We start from the raw sequence: 18,883 nt of genomic DNA, 5'->3' as shown, positions 1-18,883 counted from the left end.
GCGCATGTACGCAATCCATACGGATGGCGTGTATTGGTTGTATCTGTTATTTTCCATAGGCATGAACTCGGCCAAGTGGTATTACCAAATCGGGGCCGCGCAGACGGCTCGCCACCGTCTTGGGAACGTCCGCATGCCTGCCACCGTCACGCCGCCCGCCGCGATGCCGAACATCGTCTATTATTTTGGCACCTGCCTGATCGATTTGTTCTTTCCCCAGGCCGGTCTGGCCGGGATGGAATTGTTAAAGCGCGAAGGCCTGCGGGTGGTGTTCCCGCAGGGACAAAGCTGTTGTGGTCAGCCTGCCTATAATTCCGGTCACCGAAATCAGGCGCGTGAGGTTGCCCGCGCCCAGCTCGACGCCTTTCCCCAGGATTGGCCGATCGTCGTGCCGTCGGGATCGTGCGCCGGCATGATGCGGGTGCATTACCCCGATCTGTTCAAGGGCGATCGCGACCATGACCGCGCCGTCGCTTTCGCCAACCGGGTCTATGAATTGTCGTGGTTCCTGGTCCATGTCCTTGGCTTCGAACAAAAGCTGGTGGACAAGGGCGAGAAGGTGACGGTGACCTGGCATGGTTCGTGCCATTCCATGCGCGAGATGGGGGTGGTGGACGAGCCCAAGCGGCTGCTGGCCGGGCTGGCCAACGTCACCGTGGTGGAAAACCCACGGGAAAAAGAATGCTGCGGCTTCGGCGGCACTTTCGCGGTGCGCCAACCCGAGATCTCGGCCGCCATGGTCGCCGACAAGATCGCCGCCATCGGCGAAACCGGGGCCAGCCGCGTGGTCTCGGGCGATTGCGGCTGCCTGATGAATATCGGCGGGGCGCTGGACAAGGCCGGCAAGACCACGCAGGCCCAGCATCTGGCCGAATTCCTGCTGGAGCGTTGCCATGGCCGCTGATTTCGCCCATCGCGCCCATGACGCGCTGAACAATCCGCAACTGCGCCGTAATTTCCGCCGCGCCATGGATGGATTGATGGCCAAGCGCGCCGTGCAATTCGCCGATCAGGGCGATTGGACCAAATTGCGGGCCCGCGGCGCCGCCATCAAGGCCCGCGCCCTGGCCCGTCTCCCCGATCTGTTGGAGGAATTCGAACGCAAGGCCACCGCCAATGGCATTCATGTCCATTGGGCGGAAACCACCGCGGACGCCAACCGCATCGTCTTGGAAATCCTGACCGCCCATGACGCCAAGCGGGTGATCAAGGGCAAGTCCATGGTGTCCGAGGAAATGCACCTCAACGCCCATCTGCACGCCCACGGCATCGCCGCGGTGGAATCCGATCTGGGCGAATACATCATCCAATTGGCGGGCGAGGCCCCCAGCCATATCGTCATGCCGTGCATCCATAAGGACAAGGGCGAGATCGCCCAATTGTTCACCGACAACATCAAGGACCAACCTTACACCGAGGATGTCGACGCCCTGACCGCCGCCGCCCGGACGGTGCTGCGACAGCAATTCGCCGCCGCCGATGCCGGGCTGTCGGGGGCTAATTTCCTGGTGGCGGAAACCGGTTCCTTGGTGCTGATCGAAAACGAGGGCAACGGCCGGCTGTCCACCACTTTGCCGCCCTTGCATATCGCCGTGACCGGCATTGAAAAGCTGGTGGAAAAGCTTGATGACGTGGCGCCGTTGCTGGCGTTGTTGCCGCGTTCGGCCACCGGTCAGCCGATCACCACCTATGTCAACATGATCACCGGCTCGCGCAAGACAGAGGAACTGGACGGCCCGCGTCAGGTGCATCTGGTGCTGCTGGATAACGGCCGTTCCCGCGTTTACGCCGACGCGCAATTGCGCGACACCTTGCGCTGTATCCGCTGCGGCGCCTGCATGAACCATTGCCCGGTTTATGCCCGCGTCGGCGGTCACACCTATGGCTCGGTCTATCCCGGTCCCATCGGCAAGATTTTGACGCCGCAACTGGCCGGGTTGGATTGCGCCGGCGATCTGCCCCATGCCTCGACCTTGTGCAATGCCTGCGTCGAGGTGTGTCCGGTGCAAATCCCCATTGCCGACATTTTGGTGCGGCTGCGCACCGAAGCGGCCGAGCCTTCGGCCTCTCCCGCCGTCAAGGGCGGCGGTGGCGGCGGCTCCGTGGTGGAAAACACCGTGTGGCGCGGCTGGACGGCCATGCATGCCAACCCGGCCGCCTATGCCTTGGCGACCCGCGCGCTGGCGCTGCTGGGGAATTTCATTCCTGCCGCCGCGCCGCTGTTGAAGCAATGGACAACAATGCGGTCCAAGCCGAAATTCGCCGGCAAAAGCCTGCATCAGCTGGCCCGTGACAAGGGGTTCGATCATGAGTGACGCCCGCGCCGCCATCTTGTCGCGCCTGCGCGCCGCCCCCCAGCTGGCCCCGCCCGAATACCCCGATTGGCAGCCGCCGCGTTTCGGCAACCGGCTGGAACGCTTTCGCATCATGTTGGAAGCGGTGCACGGCGAAGTGTACGAAGTCGCCGCCGATCAATGGCGCGAGCGTTTGCGGGCGATCTTGTCGGCCAAGGGGGTCAATAAGGTGATGGCGGCCCCGCATCTGGGGGTGGATTGGCCCGAAATACTCGCCTATGACCGTCCGGTCGAGGATTTGAAAGAGCTGTTGGTCGATGGCATCGACGCGGCGGTGACGACAACGCGCGGCGCCATCGCCGAGACCGGCACGCTGGTGTTGTGGCCGGATGTGGATGAACCGCGCCTGTTGTCGCTGCTGCCGCCCATTCATGTGGCGTTGCTGAACCAAGCCGATATCGCCGATACCCTGGCCGAAATGATGACGGCGCAGAACTGGGCGGCAACCATGCCGACCAATGTCTTGCTGATCTCGGGGCCGTCCAAGACCGCTGATATCGAACAGACCCTGGCTTATGGCGTCCATGGCCCCAAGCAACTGATCGTGCTGGTGCTGCAATCATGATCAAGAACCGTCTTGCCCCCCTGATCGCGTCCGCGCGGCTGATCGATGATCCGTTGCGGCTGTTGGCCTATGGCACCGATGCCAGCTTTTATCGGCTGGTTCCCAAGCTGGTGGTCAAGGCCGATAGCGAGGCTGAGGTTCAGGCGGTGCTGGCCGTCTGCGCCGAAATCGGTGCCCCGGTCACCTTTCGCGCCGCCGGCACCAGCTTGTCGGGGCAGGCGGTGACCGATTCGGTGTTGCTGCTGCTCGGTGACGGGTGGGGCGGGGCGGTGGTCGAGGATGATGGCGCCCGTATCCGCCTGCAACCCGGAATCATTGGCGCCGAGGCCAACCGCCGGTTGGCCGCTTTCGGCCGCAAGATCGGTCCCGATCCGGCCTCTATCGATGCCGCCAAGATCGGCGGCATCGCCGCCAACAACGCCAGCGGCATGTGCTGCGGCACGGCGCAAAACTCGTATCGCACGCTGGTGTCCATGCGGCTTATTTTAGCCGATGGCACCTTGGTCGATACCGGCGACGCGGCGTCGGTGTCGGCCTTTCGCGCCAGCCATGCCCCCATGCTCGACACTTTGGCGGCATTGGGCGCCCGCGCCCGTGCCGACACGGTGTTGGCGGCGCGGATTGCCCGCAAATTCGCCATCAAGAACACCACCGGCTACAGTTTGAATGCCCTGATCGATTTCACCGATCCCGTGGATATCTTGCAGCACCTGATGATCGGGTCGGAAGGCACGCTGGGCTTTATCGCCGAGATCACCTACGACACCGTGCCCGATCACGCCCACCGCGCCAATGCCTTGATCTTGTTTCCGGATATGGCCGAAGCCTGCCGGGCGGTGGCCTTGCTGAAATCCACCCCGGTTTCGGCGGTGGAACTGATGGACCGCGCCGCCTTGGCGTGCGTGCAAGACAAGCCGGGGATGCCGGCCGGTCTGGCCGCGTTGCCGGCCGCCGCCACCGCTTTGCTGGTGGAAAGCCGGGGCGAGAGCGCCGCCGCCGTTACCGCCAATATCGCCGCCATCACCGCCGGCCTGGGGGAGGTCGCCACTCTTGGCGGGGTCGTCTTTACCAGCGACGCGGCCGAGGGGGCCAAGCTGTGGAAGATCCGCAAGGGATTGTTCCCGGCGGTGGGGGCGGTGCGTCCCGTCGGCACCACGGTGATCATCGAGGACGTTGCCTTTCGCATCGACGATTTGGCCGCGGCCGCCATTGATCTGCAAAGCCTGTTCGCCCGGCACGGCTATGCCGAGGCGATCATTTTCGGCCATGCCCTGGAAGGCAATCTGCATTTCGTTTTCACCCAGGATTTCGGCGCCGAGACGGAAGTGCGGCGCTATGGCGCCTTCATGGACGACGTCGCCACCTTGGTGGTGGAAAAATACGACGGATCGCTGAAGGCTGAGCATGGAACCGGCCGCAACATGGCGCCTTTCGTTGAAATGGAATGGGGTCGGGACGCCACCAATCTGATGTGGGAGATCAAGCATTTGCTTGATCCGGCAGGGCTGTTGAATCCCGGCGTCGTCTTGGACCGCGATTCCCAGGCGCATCTGAAAAATCTCAAGCCGCTGCCGGCGGCCGACGCCCTGGTCGATACCTGCATCGAATGCGGTTTTTGCGAGCGGATGTGCCCCAGCCATGGCCTGACCCTGTCGCCGCGCCAACGCATCGTCGGCTGGCGCGAGATGGCGCGCGCCGATGCAAGCGGTGATCGTGCGCGCCGCGATGAAATCGGCGGCTTATATGATTACCAGGGGCTAGAGACCTGTGCCGCCTGCGGGTTGTGCGCGACCGCCTGTCCGGTCGGTATCGAAACCGGGGCCTTGATCAAGGCCCTGCGCGGCCGCAAGCATGGTGCCTTTGCCCATCGGCTGGGCGCGTTGAGCGCCGGCCATTATGGGGTGTTGATGGGGGCGACCAAGCTGGGACTGGCGGCGGCGGCCATGGTCGATACCGTCGCCGGCACCGCCCGCAATCGCCGTCGTCTGCCGACCATGGCCCAGCCCAAGCTGGCCGGGGGCGGCGCCGGCGAGGCGGTGGTCTATGTGCCGTCTTGTGCCGCCCGCGTCATGGGGCCGGCGTTGGATGATCCGGTCAAGGCCTGTCTGCCCGATGCCACCGAGGCTTTGCTGAAAAAGGCCGGCTTTACCGTCGTCATCCCCGATGGCTTGAGCAATCTGTGCTGTGGTCAGCCGTGGGACAGCAAGGGGATGCGCGACATCGCCGATACCAAGGCGGCGGAGATGGCCGCCGCCCTTAATCGCGCCAGCGACAACGGCCGCTTGCCGGTGGTGATGGATACCGCCACCTGTTCCTTGCGCCTGAAAGCCTTCCTGCCCATCCTCGACGCGGTCGAGGCATTGCATGATTTGATTCTGCCCCGTCTGGCCCTGCGGCCGATCAAGGGGCCGGTCTTGCTGCATATCCCCTGTTCGGTGCGCAAGATGGGGTTGGAGGACAAGCTGTTGGCGGTGGCCAGGGCGTGCGCCGAAACCGTGGTGGTGCCGGATAATGTCGGCTGCTGCGGCTTTGCCGGCGACAAGGGTTTCACCACGCCGGAACTGAATGCCCATGCTTTGCGCAAGTTGACGGTGCCCAAGGACTGCTCCGAGGGATTTTCCGCCAATCGCACCTGTGAAATCGGTCTGGCCGACCACGCCGGCATCCCTTATCGTTCGATCATTCATCTGGTCGAACGGGTATCCGAGGCAAGATTGGCGTCAATGGCAAAAGGTTAGGCTGATGCAGGTGGTTTTCGACGTTGCCCTGCCGGTCTTCGCCATCGTCATCGCCGGCTATTGGGGGGGGCGCACGGTGCTGGGGCAGGAAGCCTCAAGCGCGTTGTCCGCCTTCGTCTATTGGTTCGCGCTGCCGGCGGTGCTGTTCTTGTCCATGGCCCGCCAACCGCTGGCCGACATTTTCAATCTGTCCTTCATCGGCGCCTTTCTTGGTTCGATGCTGCTGGTCTATGGGCTGGGGTGGCTGATCGGTTGGCTGCGGGGGCGGGGTGACGGACCCGAGGTCAATTCCTTGCAGGCCTTGAACGCCAGCTTCTCCAATACCGGTTATATGGGGATTCCGCTGTTCCTGGCCGCCTATGGCCCCGATAAATTGCTGCCGGCGATCATCGCCACGGTGATCATGAGCGTGGTGATGATCGGCTTGGCCGTCATCGCCATGGAAATGGCCCGATCCCATGGTCATGGCTTGGGCCATGCCTTGCGCGACGTCGGTCGGGCCTTGCTGCGCAATCCGCTGATCGTGTCGTCATTCGCCGGGTTGGGGTGGAATTTGCTGGGCTTGCCGGTGCCGCCGCCGGTGGTCAATTTCTGCCAATTGCTGGGGGCGGCGGCGGGGCCGTGCGCCTTGTTCGCCATCGGTGTTTTCCTGGCCGGCCGGCCGCTGGAATTGGCGTGGCGGCAGGTGGGCTGGCTGGTGCCGTTGAAATTGCTGGCCCATCCCTTGCTGGCTTGGATCTTGATCGAAACCGTGTTCCCGCTTGATCGGTTCTGGACTGGGGCGACCTTGCTGCTGGCGGCGCTGCCCACCGGGGCGCTGACCTTCGTCATGGCCACCCAGTACAAGGTTTATGTGGAACGCACGTCGCAGGCGATCTTGCTCTCGACCATTGCCTCGGTCCCGGTTTTATCGGTGATCTTGGTGCTTTACGCCGGTCGGTAATACCAATCTCCGCCCTGTGGCGGGGGATGGTCTGCGACCAAGGTCGGTGGTGGCCGGCGAAAAGAGGATGCCTCTTAGACCTCCGCGCAATATGTTCGCCGCCCGGTCGCGGTTAGTATCTGGTTACGCCGAAAGCTTGGAGGTGATCTCCTCGATCCCCGATTTCCTCCTGCTGAAAGGACTGGTGGTTCGTCAACCCCCCGGCGACGATCCACCCAAGGCCGCCGCCCGCATACCCCTCCCCCCCACGGCGGGCGGCGGCGCCTTGTTCAAAAGATGCGCATCATTCAAAATTGCCCATGGCTTGGGCATTGGGTATGCTGGCAGCGCTTCCGCCGAAGCCACCAGCGAGTATCCCCATGAGCGATATCGAAACCCTGAAAGCCGCCGTCAAGAAATTGTCCACCCAAGCCACCCAGGCCAAGATGGATCTGCACGATCTGTCCGAGGAATTGCCGGTGAACTGGGAAAGCATTCCCGAGGTGGCGGCGCGCTGTCACGACCTGTATGCCAAGCTGACCCAGGCGCGCAACGACCTTAAGGCCGCCGGCGGCTGACCATATTCGGATCGTGCTTGGGGGATCAGGCCAGGTCGACCACCTCGACCTCGTCGGTGGCGATGGTCCAGGGCACGAAAATGCGAGCGACGCGGGCGAAGCGGTCGGGGGCGTCGGTGGCCAGATAGCGCACCCGCGCCCGCGCCGGCTCTCGCGTTGCCGTCAGCCCGCGATGTTCCAGCAGGTCTTCCACCGCCCGCGCCGTGGTGGTGGCCGAATCGACGATGGCCACCCGTGGGCCGGTGACCCGGCGCAGCAATTCGGTCAGGGCGGGGAAATGGGTGCAGCCCAGCAACAGGCAGTCGCCGCGCTGATCGACGTCGGCGTTTTCAAAAAGCGGATCAAGGTAGTGACGGGCCAATTGCTCGGCGATGGGGCCGTCGGTCATGCCTTCTTCGACCATGGAGACGAAGAGCGGGCAAGCCTTGGAAATCACCCGAGCGCTGGGCCGCGAATTATGGATGGCGCGCGGATAGGTGCCGGCCTGCACCGTGCTGTCGGTGGCGATGACGACGATACGCCCCTGGGCGCTGGCCAAGGCGGCGGCGGCGGCGCCGGGTTCGACCACGCCGGTGACCGGCAGGCCGGGGAATTCCGCCCGCAGCGCCTCGATCGCATGGGCGGACGAGGTGTTGTCGGCAACCACCAGCGCCTTGATGCCCATGCGCACCAGGGCATGGGCGGCCTGAAGGGCGTAATGGCTGACGGCGGCGGCGCTTTTGGTGCCATAGGGCAAGCGGGCGGTGTCGCCCAGATAAATCAGCGATTCCGCCGGCAGGCGTTCGCGCAAGGCCTTAAGCACGGTCAGCCCGCCGACGCCGGAATCGAAGACGCCGATGGGAAGCTCGCGGTCGACGGTCATGGGCGCGGTCCTTGAAGCCGGAAAAGGCATCTCGCATACATATAGCGGGTTGGCCTGATCCGATGATTGGTCTAGCTTCGGGGCCTTGTACAGGACGGGGATACCCATGAGCAAGGACGCGAGCGGCCCGGGTGCCAAAGATGTGTTGCTGCAATTGCAGTTCACGCCGTTGTTCGCCGGTTTGGCCGAGGCCGACATCCGCAGCCTGACCGAAGGGGCGCGGCAGGTATCGTTCGGGCATGAACAGCAGATCTATCAGGCCGGCGACAGCGCGGTGGATTTCTATGTGGTCATGGATGGCCATGTGGAGCTGTCGGTGGACAATGACGGCAAACGCAGCGTCGTCGAGGTGGCGCGGCGCGGCGCCGTCTTGGGCGATGCCGCCATGTTCGGCGACGGGACCTTTTTGATGAGTGCGCGGGTGTTGACGGCGGCGACGGTGCTGGCCATTCCGGCGCAATCCTTTCTGGCCAAGCTGTCCCTGCGCAAGGACATCGTCTTTCACATGCTGTCGACCATGTCGTTTCGCCTGCGCATGCTGGTGCGCCAGATTGCCGAGTTGAAGCTGAAGACCACCGCCCAACGTTTGGGATCGTTCCTGTTGTCCTTGGCCGCCGCCGAGGCGGGACGGGTTGAACTGCGGTTTCCCTACGATAAGAAATTGGTGGCCGACGAACTGGGGATGAAGCCGGAAAGCCTGTCGCGCGCCTTGGCCAAGCTGACCAAGCTGGGGGTCGAATCCAAGGCCGACAACGTGGTGATCATCGCCGATTTGGACACCTTGCGCGCATTTTGCGTCGAAGACGATTTGGGGTAATCACCATGGCCGGATTGTCCGCACCCGATTTGCAGCTTTGCGCCCTGGCGCCGCTATTCGCCGCCCTCAGGGCCGAGGAATTGTCCCAATTGCTGGATCAGGCCCAAAGCGTCTCGCATCCCGAGACCAGCCTGCTGTTCAGCCAAGGCGATGACGCCGATCATTTCTTCGTTGTGTTGGAAGGGCGCGTCAACATCTTCGCCCTGACCGAAACCGGGGACCAGTCGATTATCGAGGTGTTTGACGGCGTTTCCACCTTCGCCGAGGCGGCGATGTTCTCGTCGGGCAAGTATCCGCTTAATTGCGAGGTGGTGGCCGGCTCGCGTCTGGTCCACGTGCCGGCGGGGCCGTTCATGAAACGGTTGTCCGATAATTTGCGCCTGGGCTTTCATCTGCTGTCGGGGCTGTCGCGCTGGCAGATGCACATGATCCACGAAATCACCGAACTGAAAAGCAAGTCGCCGGGGCAGCGCCTGGCTTCGTTCCTGTTGGCCTTGGCCCGCGACGCCGAGGATGGGGTGCAGGTGCGGTTGCCGATCACCAAGGCGGCTTTGGCCAGCCGCATCGGCATCGCCCCGGAATCGCTGTCCCGCGCCTTGGCCCGGCTTAAGGCCGTGGGGGTGGAAAGCCATGGCCGCGAGGTGGTGCTGACCGATCTGGCCACCTTGCGCCGGCTGGTCCGTGACGGGGATGTCTCTTAACGAAGGTCAAGGTTGCTTGGCCGTCAATCCCGCACGCTTCGGTGATCATCGCCGGAGCATGTCATGGCTGGTGCCATCGAATTTTCAACCCGACCGTTGCAACAAGGCCCGCCCGCCTGGCTGGCTGCCGCCCTGGATGAGGGGGCGCTGGACGTGCGCCCGCTTCTGGCGGGGGGCGAGGATCCATTGGGAGCGATCCTAGAGGCGGCCGATGGCATTGGCTTCGGCGGTTTCTTGGTGATCGACGCCCCGTTCAATCCCTCGCCGTTGCGGCGGATTCTGGCGGCGCGGGGGTTTTCCTCGTATGGCCGTCGCTTGAACGGCGGTCATTGGCGGATTTATTTCCATCTGAACGGCGCGGCCGAATGGGAACACGATTCGGACGTGGCGGTGATGGACGAAGGCGCCATGGTCTGGCGGGAAGAGGACGGGCTGCACATCGACGTGCGCAAGCTGCCGCAGCCCCAGCCCATGCGGGCCATCTTGCAGCTGATCGATTCCGATCCGGCCTTGCTCTGTCTGGTGGTCCATCACGAACGCAATCCCCATTTTCTGCTGCCCGAACTGGCCGAACGCGATTGGCGCGTCGTTCGCGTGAGCGAGGAATTCCAGGACGTGCGGCTGTGGCTTGAGCGGGGGCGATGATGTTTGCCGGCGCATTCATGATGGGCGCCAAGGATCGGTTGCTGCCGCCATCGGTGCCCTTTCGCTTTTTTGCCGCCGCCATCCTTTACCACGTTGCCGGCTGGGCCGTGCTGCTGTGGGCGGCGGCCGACATTCCTGGTCATCAGGGCGGGTTGGGGCCGGTGGTGGCGGGGTTGCATCTGATCACCTTGGGTGTCCTGGCGATGACCGCCATGGGCGCCGCCTATCAGATGCTGCCGGTGGCCACGCGCCGACAATTGGGGCCGGCTTGGGCCTGCGTGCTGAGCTGGTGGCTGTTTGTCCCCGGAGTGGCGGTGCTGTCCCTGGGATTGGCGGGTGGGCAGGAATGGGCGCTACAGGGCGGGGCCGCCTTGACCATGGCCGGGTTGCTGATTTTCGCCATCCTGGTCGGGCGCAACCTGTTGCAGGTTTCCGACCTGCCGGCGGTGAGCTGGGCGCTGTGGATCGCCTTGGCCGCCTTGCTGGGCTTGATGGCGCTGGCCCTGGCCTTGGTGCTGGACGTCTCGTTGGGTTTTTTGTCCGATCGCCCGGCGGTGATCGCCACCCATGCGGTGATCGCCGGCTATGGTTTCATGGGCATGTTGGTCTTCGGCTTTTCCTCGGTACTGGTGCCGATGTTCGTGCTGTCCAAGGCGGTGCCTGACGCCGAGGGCAAGCGTCTGGCCGCCGTTTCATCGGCGGCGCTGCTGATTGCCGGGCTGGGCTGCTGGAACGGGGGGGGCTGGGGCGCCGCCGCGGGGGTGGTCCTGGGGCTGGCGGCGGTGGCTCTTTACGGATTGGCGCAACGCCGGGTTCTGGCCGGGCGCATGCGCAAAAGGCTGGAGCCGTTCTTTCGCTTGCTCAAGGCCGGCTGGGTCATGTTGCCGCTATCGCTGCTGGCGGCGTTGGCCTTGGCCCTGGGTGGCCCCATTGACCCCCTGGCGCCGTTATGGGGGCTGTTGATGGTCTTCGGCTGGTTGTTGTCGTTCGCCACCGGCATCTTGCAGCGGATCATGCCGTTTCTGGCCTCCATGCATTCAGGCGCCAATGGCGGCAAGCCGGTCTTGCTGTCGCGCTTGACGGCGCAGCCGGTGCTGACCGTCCATGCTGTCGCCCATGGCGCGGCGGTTCTGCTGCTGGCCGTGGCCATTGTCTTCGATCTGCCGCTGCTTGCCCGCCTGGGGGCCTTGTCCGGGCTGCTGGGGGCGTTGTCGTTTCTTGCTTTCGCCATCCTCATGGTGGGCCGCTATCGCGCCCATGACCGAAGCTCTTAGACTCAAAGGAAAAAAACATGCTGTTGCAGTCGCAGACCGGTTCCCTGCTGCACCAGGACCACATGACCACCATCGAGACCCTGCAAGGGCTGGAGGAATTGTTGGGGCGTCACCGCCAGCCGCCGGCCCTTGATGATGGCTTGCGGGCCAGCCTGATCGGTTTGTCCACCACCTTGAAGGCGGAAGTGGAAAGCCATTTCGCCTTCGAGGAGGGACATTTGTTTCCGGCCTTCGTCGCCAAGGGGGAAACCGGCATCGTCATGATGTTGACGCACGAGCATCGCTCGATCCTGCCGCTGGCGTTGCGAGTGGCGGAACTGGCGGTTCAGGCGGCGACAGCGGGTTTTGACGAACAAAGCTGGCGCGATTTCCGCGATTCGGGCGGCGAATTGGTCGAGCGGGAAATCTTTCATATCCAGAAAGAGGAAATGGGCCTGTTGGCCGCCATTTCCGCTTTGCTGGACGAAGGCGAGGACGCCACCTTGGCGGCGGTCTATCGCCAAACCGTCAAATAGAAATTTGACCTGATCTCCTCATCCCCCGCCGATCGGTCGCGATCGGCGGGGGATGATGGAATTATTCTTCGTCTTCTTCTTCAAGGGCGGCGGCCGGCAGGATGGTGACGCCGGTGCCGTCTTCGTCTTCGACCAAGACCAGATCACCCTGGATGCGGTCATCGCCTTCGGCAATGACGTTGAAGTAATGCCAGAGATAGGCGATGGCGATGGTCTGGTCGATCTGGTCGTCCTCTTCCATTTCGTCTTCGTCCATGGCCGAGACGTCACGCAGGATCTCCAGGGAATCATCGAACATTTCCTGAAGATCAGGCTGATCTTCCAGCACGTTCTTGATGATGTATTCGTATTCGCTTTGCTCCAGCTCATACTTCCATTGAGCGTTGCCGGACTTGTAATAGACGGTGATCATGGCGGAAGATCCTTGCGCTGGGGCGTTTCGGCGGACCATGGGCGATTCGGCAAAAAAAGGCAAGCCGGTGTTTCATTACCTTGGCGCGGCGGGAAGCTTTGCGCTATCACAGCCGGCACGTTTTCGATGGAGATTTCCTGGGTATGTCCGAGCGCCAAGCCTATGTGCTGACCATCACTTGTCCCGATACCGTCGGCATCGTCGCCGCCGTGTCGGGTTTTTTGACCCAGCATGATTGCTTCATCACCGAGGCCGCCCAGTATGGCGACGCCTTGTCGCGGCGCTTCTTCATGCGGATCGTCTTTGCCGGCGGGGCGCTGACCCCGCCGACGCCGGAATTCGATAAGCTGTTTTCCGCCATTGCCGATCGCTTCCAGATGATCTGGACTTTGCACGACTTGGCCCGCAAGCCGCGCGTGGTCATCATGGTGTCCAAGTTCGGCCATTGCCTGGTCGACCTGCTGCACCGTTTCCATACCGGCCAGTTGAACATCGACATTCCGGCGGTGATCTCCAACCACCCGGACATGCGGTCCATCGTCGAATGGCACGGCATCCCCTATCATTATCTGTCGGTGGACAAGCACGACAAGGCGGCCCAAGAGGGGCGGGTGCTGGACGTCATCGACCGCAGCGGCGCCGATCTGGTGGTGCTGGCCCGCTATATGCAGATCCTGTCCACCGATCTGTGCCTGTCGCTGCAAGGCCGCGCCATCAACATTCATCACTCGTTCCTGCCCAGCTTCAAGGGGGCCAAGCCCTATCACCAGGCCCATTCGCGTGGCGTCAAGATCATCGGCGCCACCGCCCATTACGTCACCCCCGATCTGGACGAAGGTCCGATCATCGAACAATCGGTCGAGCGTGTCGATCACACCCATACCCCCGAGGATCTGGTGGCCATGGGCCGGGATATCGAGAATTTGGTGCTGGCCCGCGCCGTGCGCTGGCACGTGGAGCATCGCGTGTTGTTGAACGGTTCGAAAACGGTGGTTTTTAAATAATAGTCTCTGGTAATTTAAACCCATGTTGAATCGCATCCATCGCACCTTGCTGATTGCTGCCCCGCTGGCCCTGCTGGCCGGTCCGGCGGCCGCTTCCGATTCCGAGCCCGATCTGCTGGGAGTGCTGGGGACGTTTGTGCTCAATGGCCTGGGCCCGGCCCGGACCATGGAAGACATCCAGCGCGAGGAACGTCAGGCCGCTGACGCCGCCCGTGCCAAGGAACGCGCCGCGGAGGCGATGGAAAAAGCGGCGGCGCCGCCGCCGGCCGTGACCGAAGTTCAGCCGGTGGCACCGGCGGCCGATGTCGCGCCGGCAGAGGCTTTGCCGCAAATCCCACCATCGGTGAAGATCGCCAGGGTCGAGCCGGCGAAGGCGATCGCGGCGCCGGCCAAGGTTGACGTGATCCCGCCGCCGCCGCGGCCGCGGCCGCAAAGCGAAAGTGTCAAAGCCCTGCCGCCGGCGGTCAGCCTGCCGCCGCCGGAACCGCTGAAAAGCACCATCGCCGCCACGGCGACGGTGGATCAGGCGATCAAGCTGGGGGGGCCGTCCGATCTCTATGGTCGCCGGCTGATGGTGGATTAGCGTTTAGGCCGCCAAAAGGGTCTGAAAGGACAGCGCGAAAGCCCGGCCATCGCCATCTTGGCGCGGACGTGCGTCATGGCGCGACAATTTTAGCGGCGCGCCTTTCCTCCGACGCCCGACGCTCCACCGCCCCTTGCGGGCGCGGCCAAGCATGCGGAGGCATGCGCCCGGCGAGGGAAAATGATGAAGGCTCGACCGTGATGCACATTTGGGGCGTCACGGTTTAGTCGAAGGCGACGGCGGTCAGGGCTTTGTCGATTCGTTCCTGCTTCCATTGGCCAACCGGCGACGGCATTGTCTCGGCGGTGGTGACGTCGGTACCGTCATGGGGCTGGGTCAGGGCGACGCTGCCCGCCTTCGAGGTTACGCTGACCGCCCCCTCCAGCAACAGAACATCCAGCGGATGGTCTTGGCTGCCGCCCCAGAATTTGGTGCCGCGTACGCCGATGCTGGCGACCGGAGTCGCCACGCTTAAGGGGTGACCGGGAAGCTTGCCCACCGCACCGGTGGTAACCAAAAAGGCGCCTTTATCGACGCGGAACAAAGCCTCGCCCTGTTGGTTGTCGGCGTTATAAACAAAGCTGGCGACGGCGAATTGGGCCATTTCCCCGATCACCACCTGGGTGTCATCGATAAAACGCAATTCGACTCGTGCGGCGGGGCCGGTGATCACTTGCGTTCCCGAACGGATCTGACTGCCCTGGTGCAGGGCCGCGCCCCCGGCCGAGGCCGCGCCTTGAAGGCGGGTGATGATGGCGACATCCCTGGCCCAGGCGGGGAGTGCCAGCAGCAGCGACAACACTGTCGTAAAAAGGGCGGCAAGACGCATGGTGTTTCTCCGTGAAGGGTATAGATTGGCCCGTAGGATCACTTCCCTGTCAAGGAGCGTGTGCATGCGTCCGTGGATTGTCATAGCCGGTTTGAGCGGCTTGGTGGCGGTGGGGATGGGGGCTTACGGCACCCATGGCCTAGCCGGAGACGACGCGGCCCAGGCCCTGGTGGAACGGGCGTCGCAGTACCAATTGTTTCATGCCCTGGCTCTGTTGGCGGCTGATCGTCTGGCCAATGATGGGCGTCGTGGCACCGACATGCTGGCGCATATGGCGGCGCTGTTGTTCGTGCTCGGCATCGTGCTGTTCTGCGGTTCACTGTATTTGAAGGCGTTGACCGGCGCGCCGCTGGCCGTTCCCATGGTCACGCCGGCCGGCGGCATGACGCTGATGGCCGCATGGCTGGTATTGACGGTGTCGGGGGTGCGGAAGTGATCCGGGGCGGCGTCCTGTGTTTGACTCCCCCCCGCTAATTAGGGATTATGAACACCGAATTCAGGGGATATTCCTGAGGGTGCTCGCGATGGCGCAAGTAACCGCCAGGGGTGACGTGGGGCCATCTTGGCTGAGGGTGCAATGGCGAAAACCGTCCTGATCGTTGAAGACAACGATCTCAATATGAAGCTTTTCAACGATCTGTTGCAGGCCAACGGCTATGCGACCTTGCAGACCAAGGATGGCCGCGAGGCCATGGATCTTGCGCGGCGGCATCGGCCGGATCTGATTCTCATGGATATTCAGTTGCCGGAAGTCTCGGGACTGGAAATCACCCGCATGCTGAAAATCGATGACGAGCTTAAGGCTATCCCGGTCATCGCGGTGACGGCCTTCGCCATGAAGGGGGATGAAGAGAAAATCCGAGAGGGCGGCTGCGAAGGCTATATCGCCAAGCCCATTTCGGTCGTCAATTTTCTCGCGACCATCGGCAAGTTTCTGGAATAGGGCGCCACTCGCATGGCGTTAAGCCAATGGCCGGGCCGCAAGGTTCCGGCCATTTTTGTTTGCCGGTGTTGGTTCGGCCAAAAGCGCTGGGCACGACACAACAGGAAAGCGCCCGCCTGATGCGTCAGGCGGGCGCTTTGCCTTTTAGGAAAGTCCAGTCAGACGAATCTTACTTGATCTTCGATTCGTTGAACTCGACGTGCTTGCGCACGACGGGATCGTACTTGCGGAACTTGAGCTTTTCCGTGGTCTTACGCGGGTTTTTCTTCGCCACGTAGAAAAAGCCGGTACCGGCGGAGCTAACCAGCTTGATGAGGATGGTGGCAGGCTTGGCCATGGCGAAAATCCCGAAATCGTTAGTGCTTATGCGAAACTGTAGGCGGCGAAAGATACTGATCCTGGCCGGGGTGTCAAGGGCTTCTTGTCGAATCGGCTTAAAACAGTTCGATCGCCCCTTCTTCGGTATGGGCGGTCAGATGGCCGTCGCGCAACAGATCCTCGTACATATGGATCTGGTTGCGGCCATTGCGCTTGGCCCAATACAGGGCCTCATCGGCTTGGCCGATCACCGCCGAGGCGATATCGCCCGGCTTGACGGCGACAAAGCCGATGCTGACGGTGACCTGGCCGACCTGGGGAAAGGCGAAGGCTTCGACCATGGCTCGGAAACGTTCGAACGCTTGGCGGGCGTGATCGGCGGTGGTCGGGGCCAGGACGACGACGAATTCCTCGCCGCCGAAACGAAACAACAGATCGTCGGAACGAAAGATTTTGCGCATCATTGCCGCGAACAGCAACAGCACCTCGTCACCGAAGACGTGGCCGAACGTGTCGTTGACCCGCTTGAAATGATCGATATCGAGCATGCCCAGCCAGTGCTGCTCGCCGGCTTCGTGCTGGCGGCGTTCCTGGGGAACCAATTGAGCCAAGGTATGGGAATGGGCGATGATCCGGCCGATTTTCTCGTCGAAGGTCTTGCGGTTCTTAAGGCCGGTCAGGGTGTCGCGCTCGGCTTCGCGCAAGATGCCGAGGAAGTTGCGGTAGATGGCGGCGAAGCCGCGCACTAGTCCCAGGACCGGGGCGGGGTCGGTGCTGGTGTCGATACACAGGAAGGCCGATATTTCATCGCGTTGGCTTGCGATGGGCAGGCACATGCGGACCAGCCCGTCGGCGCCGGCTTGCCGGGTTTCTTCGGCCAGGGCCCAGGATTCGGCGACCAGATGGTCTTGTTCCAAAAGCGCGCTTTCACGCTCGGGCAGCAGCCCCTTGCCCTGTTCGGCGGCGGCAAGGAATTCCACATGCAATCCGTCGCCGCGCATCAAGGGGTGCAAGATGGCGACGCGGTGAAGGTTGGTCAGTTCCAGCAAGGTGGTGACCAGACATTGCTCGAGATTTTCGCGGGTGCGTTGTTCGGTGATGCGCACCACCGATTCCATGACGCTTTCCAGGTCGATCCGCAAAGCGTGCGAATGCGTCGCCAATGATGGCCGGATCAATTTCCTCGTGCTCCTGTGGCGGCTGGGCGTTCGGTGGGGGGGATTTGGGCTGCGGATGGGCCTGTGGGGGCCGAGATGGCCAAAGCCGAGCCAAACAGCACCGGATCGGAAATCAAGAGACGGGCCACCGTCATGTCCTTGTCGTTTTCGCCGTGGGCTTCCGGTTGGCACAGGCTGCGCAGGTGGCCGCGCAGGACGGTGTCTTCGATTTGGCTGTGGCGCCATTGCGCCAGTTGCGCCGCCACCGTCGCCCCGCTGACCGGGGTGGCGGCGGCATGGACCAAGCCCGTGGCGTCGGTGGCGTTGCCGGCGGTACAGATATTGGGCAGAACCCCCAATCCATGCAGGGGATAGCCGGTGGGGGCGTGGAACCGCGACCAGGTCAGGTGCAACTCGCCCTGATTGGGCAATTCGATCAGGCTTTGCACCGTGCCCTTGCCGTAAGAGGTGGTGCCGATGACCACCGCGTGGCCGGAATCCTGCAACGCCGCCGCGACGATTTCAGCGGCCGAGGCGGCTTTGCCGTCCATCAGCACGGCAACGGCCAGATCCTCGCCGATATCGCCGGGCCGGGCGTCATAGGATTGATTGGACAAGGGATGGCGGCCCCGGGTGGCGATGATCGGGCCGTCGCTGATGAACAAATCGGCGACGTCGACCGCTTGATCAAGAAAGCCGCCGGGATTGCCGCGCATGTCCAAGATGATGCCGCTCAGCGCCTCGCCATGGGTTTGGCGCAGGCTCAAAAGGTCGCGGCGCAAGGTGTCGGCGGTGGATTTGTTGAAACCGCTCAGGCGGAAGGTGGCGATGCCGTCTTGAAAGGACGAGGTCACCGTTTCCGGGACGATCAGATCGCGCCGCAGCGCCAGATCCATCGGCTTATAGCCGCGGCGGATTCCGATGCTGATGCGGCTGTCCACCGGTCCGCGCAGCCGGCGCGACAATTCGTCCCGCGACAGGCCGGAAATGGGCTGGCCATCCACATGGGTCAACAGGTCGCCCACCTGCAATTCAGCCTTGCCGGCCGGCGAATCGGTCATGACCTCGGTGATGCGAATATCGCCGTCGGCCAGTTCGAAGCGAATGCCGATGCCGCCGAAGCCGTTACGGTTGGCCCGTAATTCGCGCGCTTCGCGGGCGCCGGAATAACGCGAAAACAGATCCAGACGGGCCAGGGTGGCGTCGAAAACCGCTTCGTAGATGCGTTCGGGGTCGGCATCGCGCAGGCTTTCCGACAGGCCGCGGGCATCCAGGGCGACGGTGACCGTCAACCGCGCCCAGCCGCGCACATCGGTTTCATCGGGCAGCGGGTATTCCGCCACCAGATTGCTGGCGGAATTAAGCAGCAATTTGCCGTCCAACTGGGTCAGGGCGATATTGGGATCAATATTGCTCAGACCCCGCAGCCCCTCTAAGGCGGTGGTTCCAGCGGTGGTGGCGTCGAGCGTGCGGTCCAATATGGCGCGATAGCCGAATTCGAAGGTCCGTTCCGCCTCGACGGTATCATAAGGGGCGCCATGGCCGCCGATTCCGGGGATGACAGGCGCAGTCGCCCCCACCATCAGCAGCGATGCCGTGACGATCCAGCCGACGACTCGGTTATCGCGCACCCAGGGGGCCTCCCGTAGAAAACATCCCTAATATG

General features: G+C 63.0%; 21 protein-coding genes. 15 read left to right on the top strand and 6 right to left on the bottom strand.

The features are described from left to right. Positions 1-133: 133 nt before the first annotated feature. From KEC16_RS09525 to KEC16_RS09500, 6 genes are all read left to right on the top strand, one after another. Entirely contained in the window at positions 134-904 is a 771-nt protein-coding gene (locus KEC16_RS09525; RefSeq protein ID WP_211548228.1) for a (Fe-S)-binding protein, read from the top strand. Then, positions 894-2,315 carry a LutB/LldF family L-lactate oxidation iron-sulfur protein gene (locus KEC16_RS09520; RefSeq protein WP_211548226.1) on the top strand — a complete coding sequence of 474 codons (1,422 nt, stop codon included), beginning with the start codon at positions 894-896 and terminating at the stop codon, positions 2,313-2,315. Before KEC16_RS09525 ends, KEC16_RS09520 begins: the two co-directional genes overlap by 11 nt. After that, the gene (locus KEC16_RS09515) at positions 2,308-2,919 is read left to right on the top strand and encodes a LutC/YkgG family protein (RefSeq protein WP_211548224.1); all 612 of its coding nucleotides are present in this window, start codon (positions 2,308-2,310) and stop codon (positions 2,917-2,919) included. The genes KEC16_RS09520 and KEC16_RS09515 overlap by 8 nt, the downstream gene beginning before the upstream one ends. Continuing rightward, positions 2,916-5,657: an FAD-binding and (Fe-S)-binding domain-containing protein gene (locus KEC16_RS09510; protein ID WP_211548222.1), complete on the top strand. Its 2,742-nt coding sequence runs from the start codon at positions 2,916-2,918 to the stop codon at positions 5,655-5,657. Before KEC16_RS09515 ends, KEC16_RS09510 begins: the two co-directional genes overlap by 4 nt. Before the next feature lie 4 nt (positions 5,658-5,661). After that, the gene (locus tag KEC16_RS09505) at positions 5,662-6,600 is read left to right on the top strand and encodes an AEC family transporter (protein ID WP_211548220.1); all 939 of its coding nucleotides are present in this window, start codon (positions 5,662-5,664) and stop codon (positions 6,598-6,600) included. Between the two features lie 359 nt (positions 6,601-6,959). Beyond that, positions 6,960-7,157, top strand: a complete 198-nt coding sequence (locus tag KEC16_RS09500) for a CCE_0567 family metalloprotein (protein ID WP_211548218.1) — start codon at positions 6,960-6,962, stop codon at positions 7,155-7,157. 25 nt (positions 7,158-7,182) lie between these two features. Here the strand turns inward: KEC16_RS09500 and murI are convergent, their stop codons facing one another. Continuing rightward, positions 7,183-8,019 (bottom strand): glutamate racemase, encoded by an 837-nt coding sequence (gene murI, locus KEC16_RS09495; protein WP_211548216.1) that lies wholly within the window; start codon positions 8,017-8,019, stop codon positions 7,183-7,185. Positions 8,020-8,125: 106 nt separating this feature from the next. Here murI and KEC16_RS09490 point away from each other — a divergent pair, with 106 nt between their 5' ends. From KEC16_RS09490 to KEC16_RS09470, 5 genes are all read left to right on the top strand, one after another. Then, positions 8,126-8,836: a Crp/Fnr family transcriptional regulator gene (locus KEC16_RS09490; RefSeq protein ID WP_211548214.1), complete on the top strand. Its 711-nt coding sequence runs from the start codon at positions 8,126-8,128 to the stop codon at positions 8,834-8,836. 5 nt (positions 8,837-8,841) lie between these two features. Then, positions 8,842-9,537 (top strand): Crp/Fnr family transcriptional regulator, encoded by a 696-nt coding sequence (locus KEC16_RS09485; protein ID WP_211548212.1) that lies wholly within the window; start codon positions 8,842-8,844, stop codon positions 9,535-9,537. A gap of 63 nt (positions 9,538-9,600) precedes the next feature. Then, on the top strand, positions 9,601-10,182 hold the full coding sequence (locus KEC16_RS09480) for a DUF2249 domain-containing protein (RefSeq protein WP_211548210.1): 582 nt from the start codon (positions 9,601-9,603) through the stop codon (positions 10,180-10,182). Positions 10,183-10,199: 17 nt separating this feature from the next. Next, entirely contained in the window at positions 10,200-11,456 is a 1,257-nt protein-coding gene (locus KEC16_RS09475; RefSeq protein WP_249209029.1) for a hypothetical protein, read from the top strand. A 17-nt stretch (positions 11,457-11,473) separates the two neighbouring features. After that, positions 11,474-11,971: a hemerythrin domain-containing protein gene (locus KEC16_RS09470; RefSeq protein ID WP_249209027.1), complete on the top strand. Its 498-nt coding sequence runs from the start codon at positions 11,474-11,476 to the stop codon at positions 11,969-11,971. Positions 11,972-12,032: 61 nt separating this feature from the next. Here the strand turns inward: KEC16_RS09470 and KEC16_RS09465 are convergent, their stop codons facing one another. Further along, positions 12,033-12,383 carry a hypothetical protein gene (locus tag KEC16_RS09465; protein ID WP_211548208.1) on the bottom strand — a complete coding sequence of 117 codons (351 nt, stop codon included), beginning with the start codon at positions 12,381-12,383 and terminating at the stop codon, positions 12,033-12,035. A gap of 143 nt (positions 12,384-12,526) precedes the next feature. On the opposite strand from KEC16_RS09465, the gene purU reads away from it, so the two are divergent. Together purU and KEC16_RS09455 are read left to right on the top strand one after the other, a co-directional pair. Beyond that, complete coding sequence (gene purU / locus KEC16_RS09460; RefSeq protein WP_211548206.1) at positions 12,527-13,387, top strand: formyltetrahydrofolate deformylase; 861 nt, start codon at positions 12,527-12,529, stop codon at positions 13,385-13,387. A gap of 22 nt (positions 13,388-13,409) precedes the next feature. Next, positions 13,410-13,970 (top strand): hypothetical protein, encoded by a 561-nt coding sequence (locus tag KEC16_RS09455; protein WP_211548204.1) that lies wholly within the window; start codon positions 13,410-13,412, stop codon positions 13,968-13,970. A gap of 223 nt (positions 13,971-14,193) precedes the next feature. Here KEC16_RS09455 and KEC16_RS09450 read toward each other — a convergent pair whose 3' ends face one another. After that, positions 14,194-14,799 carry a FecR family protein gene (locus tag KEC16_RS09450; RefSeq protein WP_211548202.1) on the bottom strand — a complete coding sequence of 202 codons (606 nt, stop codon included), beginning with the start codon at positions 14,797-14,799 and terminating at the stop codon, positions 14,194-14,196. Between the two features lie 64 nt (positions 14,800-14,863). Here KEC16_RS09450 and KEC16_RS09445 point away from each other — a divergent pair, with 64 nt between their 5' ends. Both KEC16_RS09445 and KEC16_RS09440 read left to right on the top strand, forming a co-directional pair. Beyond that, positions 14,864-15,235 carry a DUF423 domain-containing protein gene (locus KEC16_RS09445; RefSeq protein WP_211548200.1) on the top strand — a complete coding sequence of 124 codons (372 nt, stop codon included), beginning with the start codon at positions 14,864-14,866 and terminating at the stop codon, positions 15,233-15,235. Positions 15,236-15,376: 141 nt separating this feature from the next. Then, positions 15,377-15,742 carry a response regulator gene (locus KEC16_RS09440; protein ID WP_211548197.1) on the top strand — a complete coding sequence of 122 codons (366 nt, stop codon included), beginning with the start codon at positions 15,377-15,379 and terminating at the stop codon, positions 15,740-15,742. A gap of 169 nt (positions 15,743-15,911) precedes the next feature. On the opposite strand, the gene rpmG is transcribed toward KEC16_RS09440, so the two are convergent. The 3 genes from rpmG to KEC16_RS09425 all read right to left on the bottom strand — a co-directional run bounded on the left by rpmG (position 15,912) and on the right by KEC16_RS09425 (position 18,848). Further along, positions 15,912-16,079: a 50S ribosomal protein L33 gene (gene rpmG, locus KEC16_RS09435; RefSeq protein ID WP_211548195.1), complete on the bottom strand. Its 168-nt coding sequence runs from the start codon at positions 16,077-16,079 to the stop codon at positions 15,912-15,914. Positions 16,080-16,176: 97 nt separating this feature from the next. Then, positions 16,177-17,238 (bottom strand): GGDEF domain-containing protein, encoded by a 1,062-nt coding sequence (locus tag KEC16_RS09430; RefSeq protein ID WP_211548193.1) that lies wholly within the window; start codon positions 17,236-17,238, stop codon positions 16,177-16,179. Further along, on the bottom strand, positions 17,235-18,848 hold the full coding sequence (locus KEC16_RS09425) for a S41 family peptidase (RefSeq protein ID WP_211548191.1): 1,614 nt from the start codon (positions 18,846-18,848) through the stop codon (positions 17,235-17,237). Before KEC16_RS09425 ends, KEC16_RS09430 begins: the two co-directional genes overlap by 4 nt. Positions 18,849-18,883: the final 35 nt, after the last annotated feature.

Source organism: Magnetospirillum sulfuroxidans, assembly GCF_018224925.1.
Classification (GTDB): domain Bacteria; phylum Pseudomonadota; class Alphaproteobacteria; order Rhodospirillales; family Magnetospirillaceae; genus Magnetospirillum; species Magnetospirillum sulfuroxidans.
The sequence above is the reverse complement of the archived record's forward strand: the minus strand, read 5'-3'. Positions and strand labels throughout refer to the sequence as shown.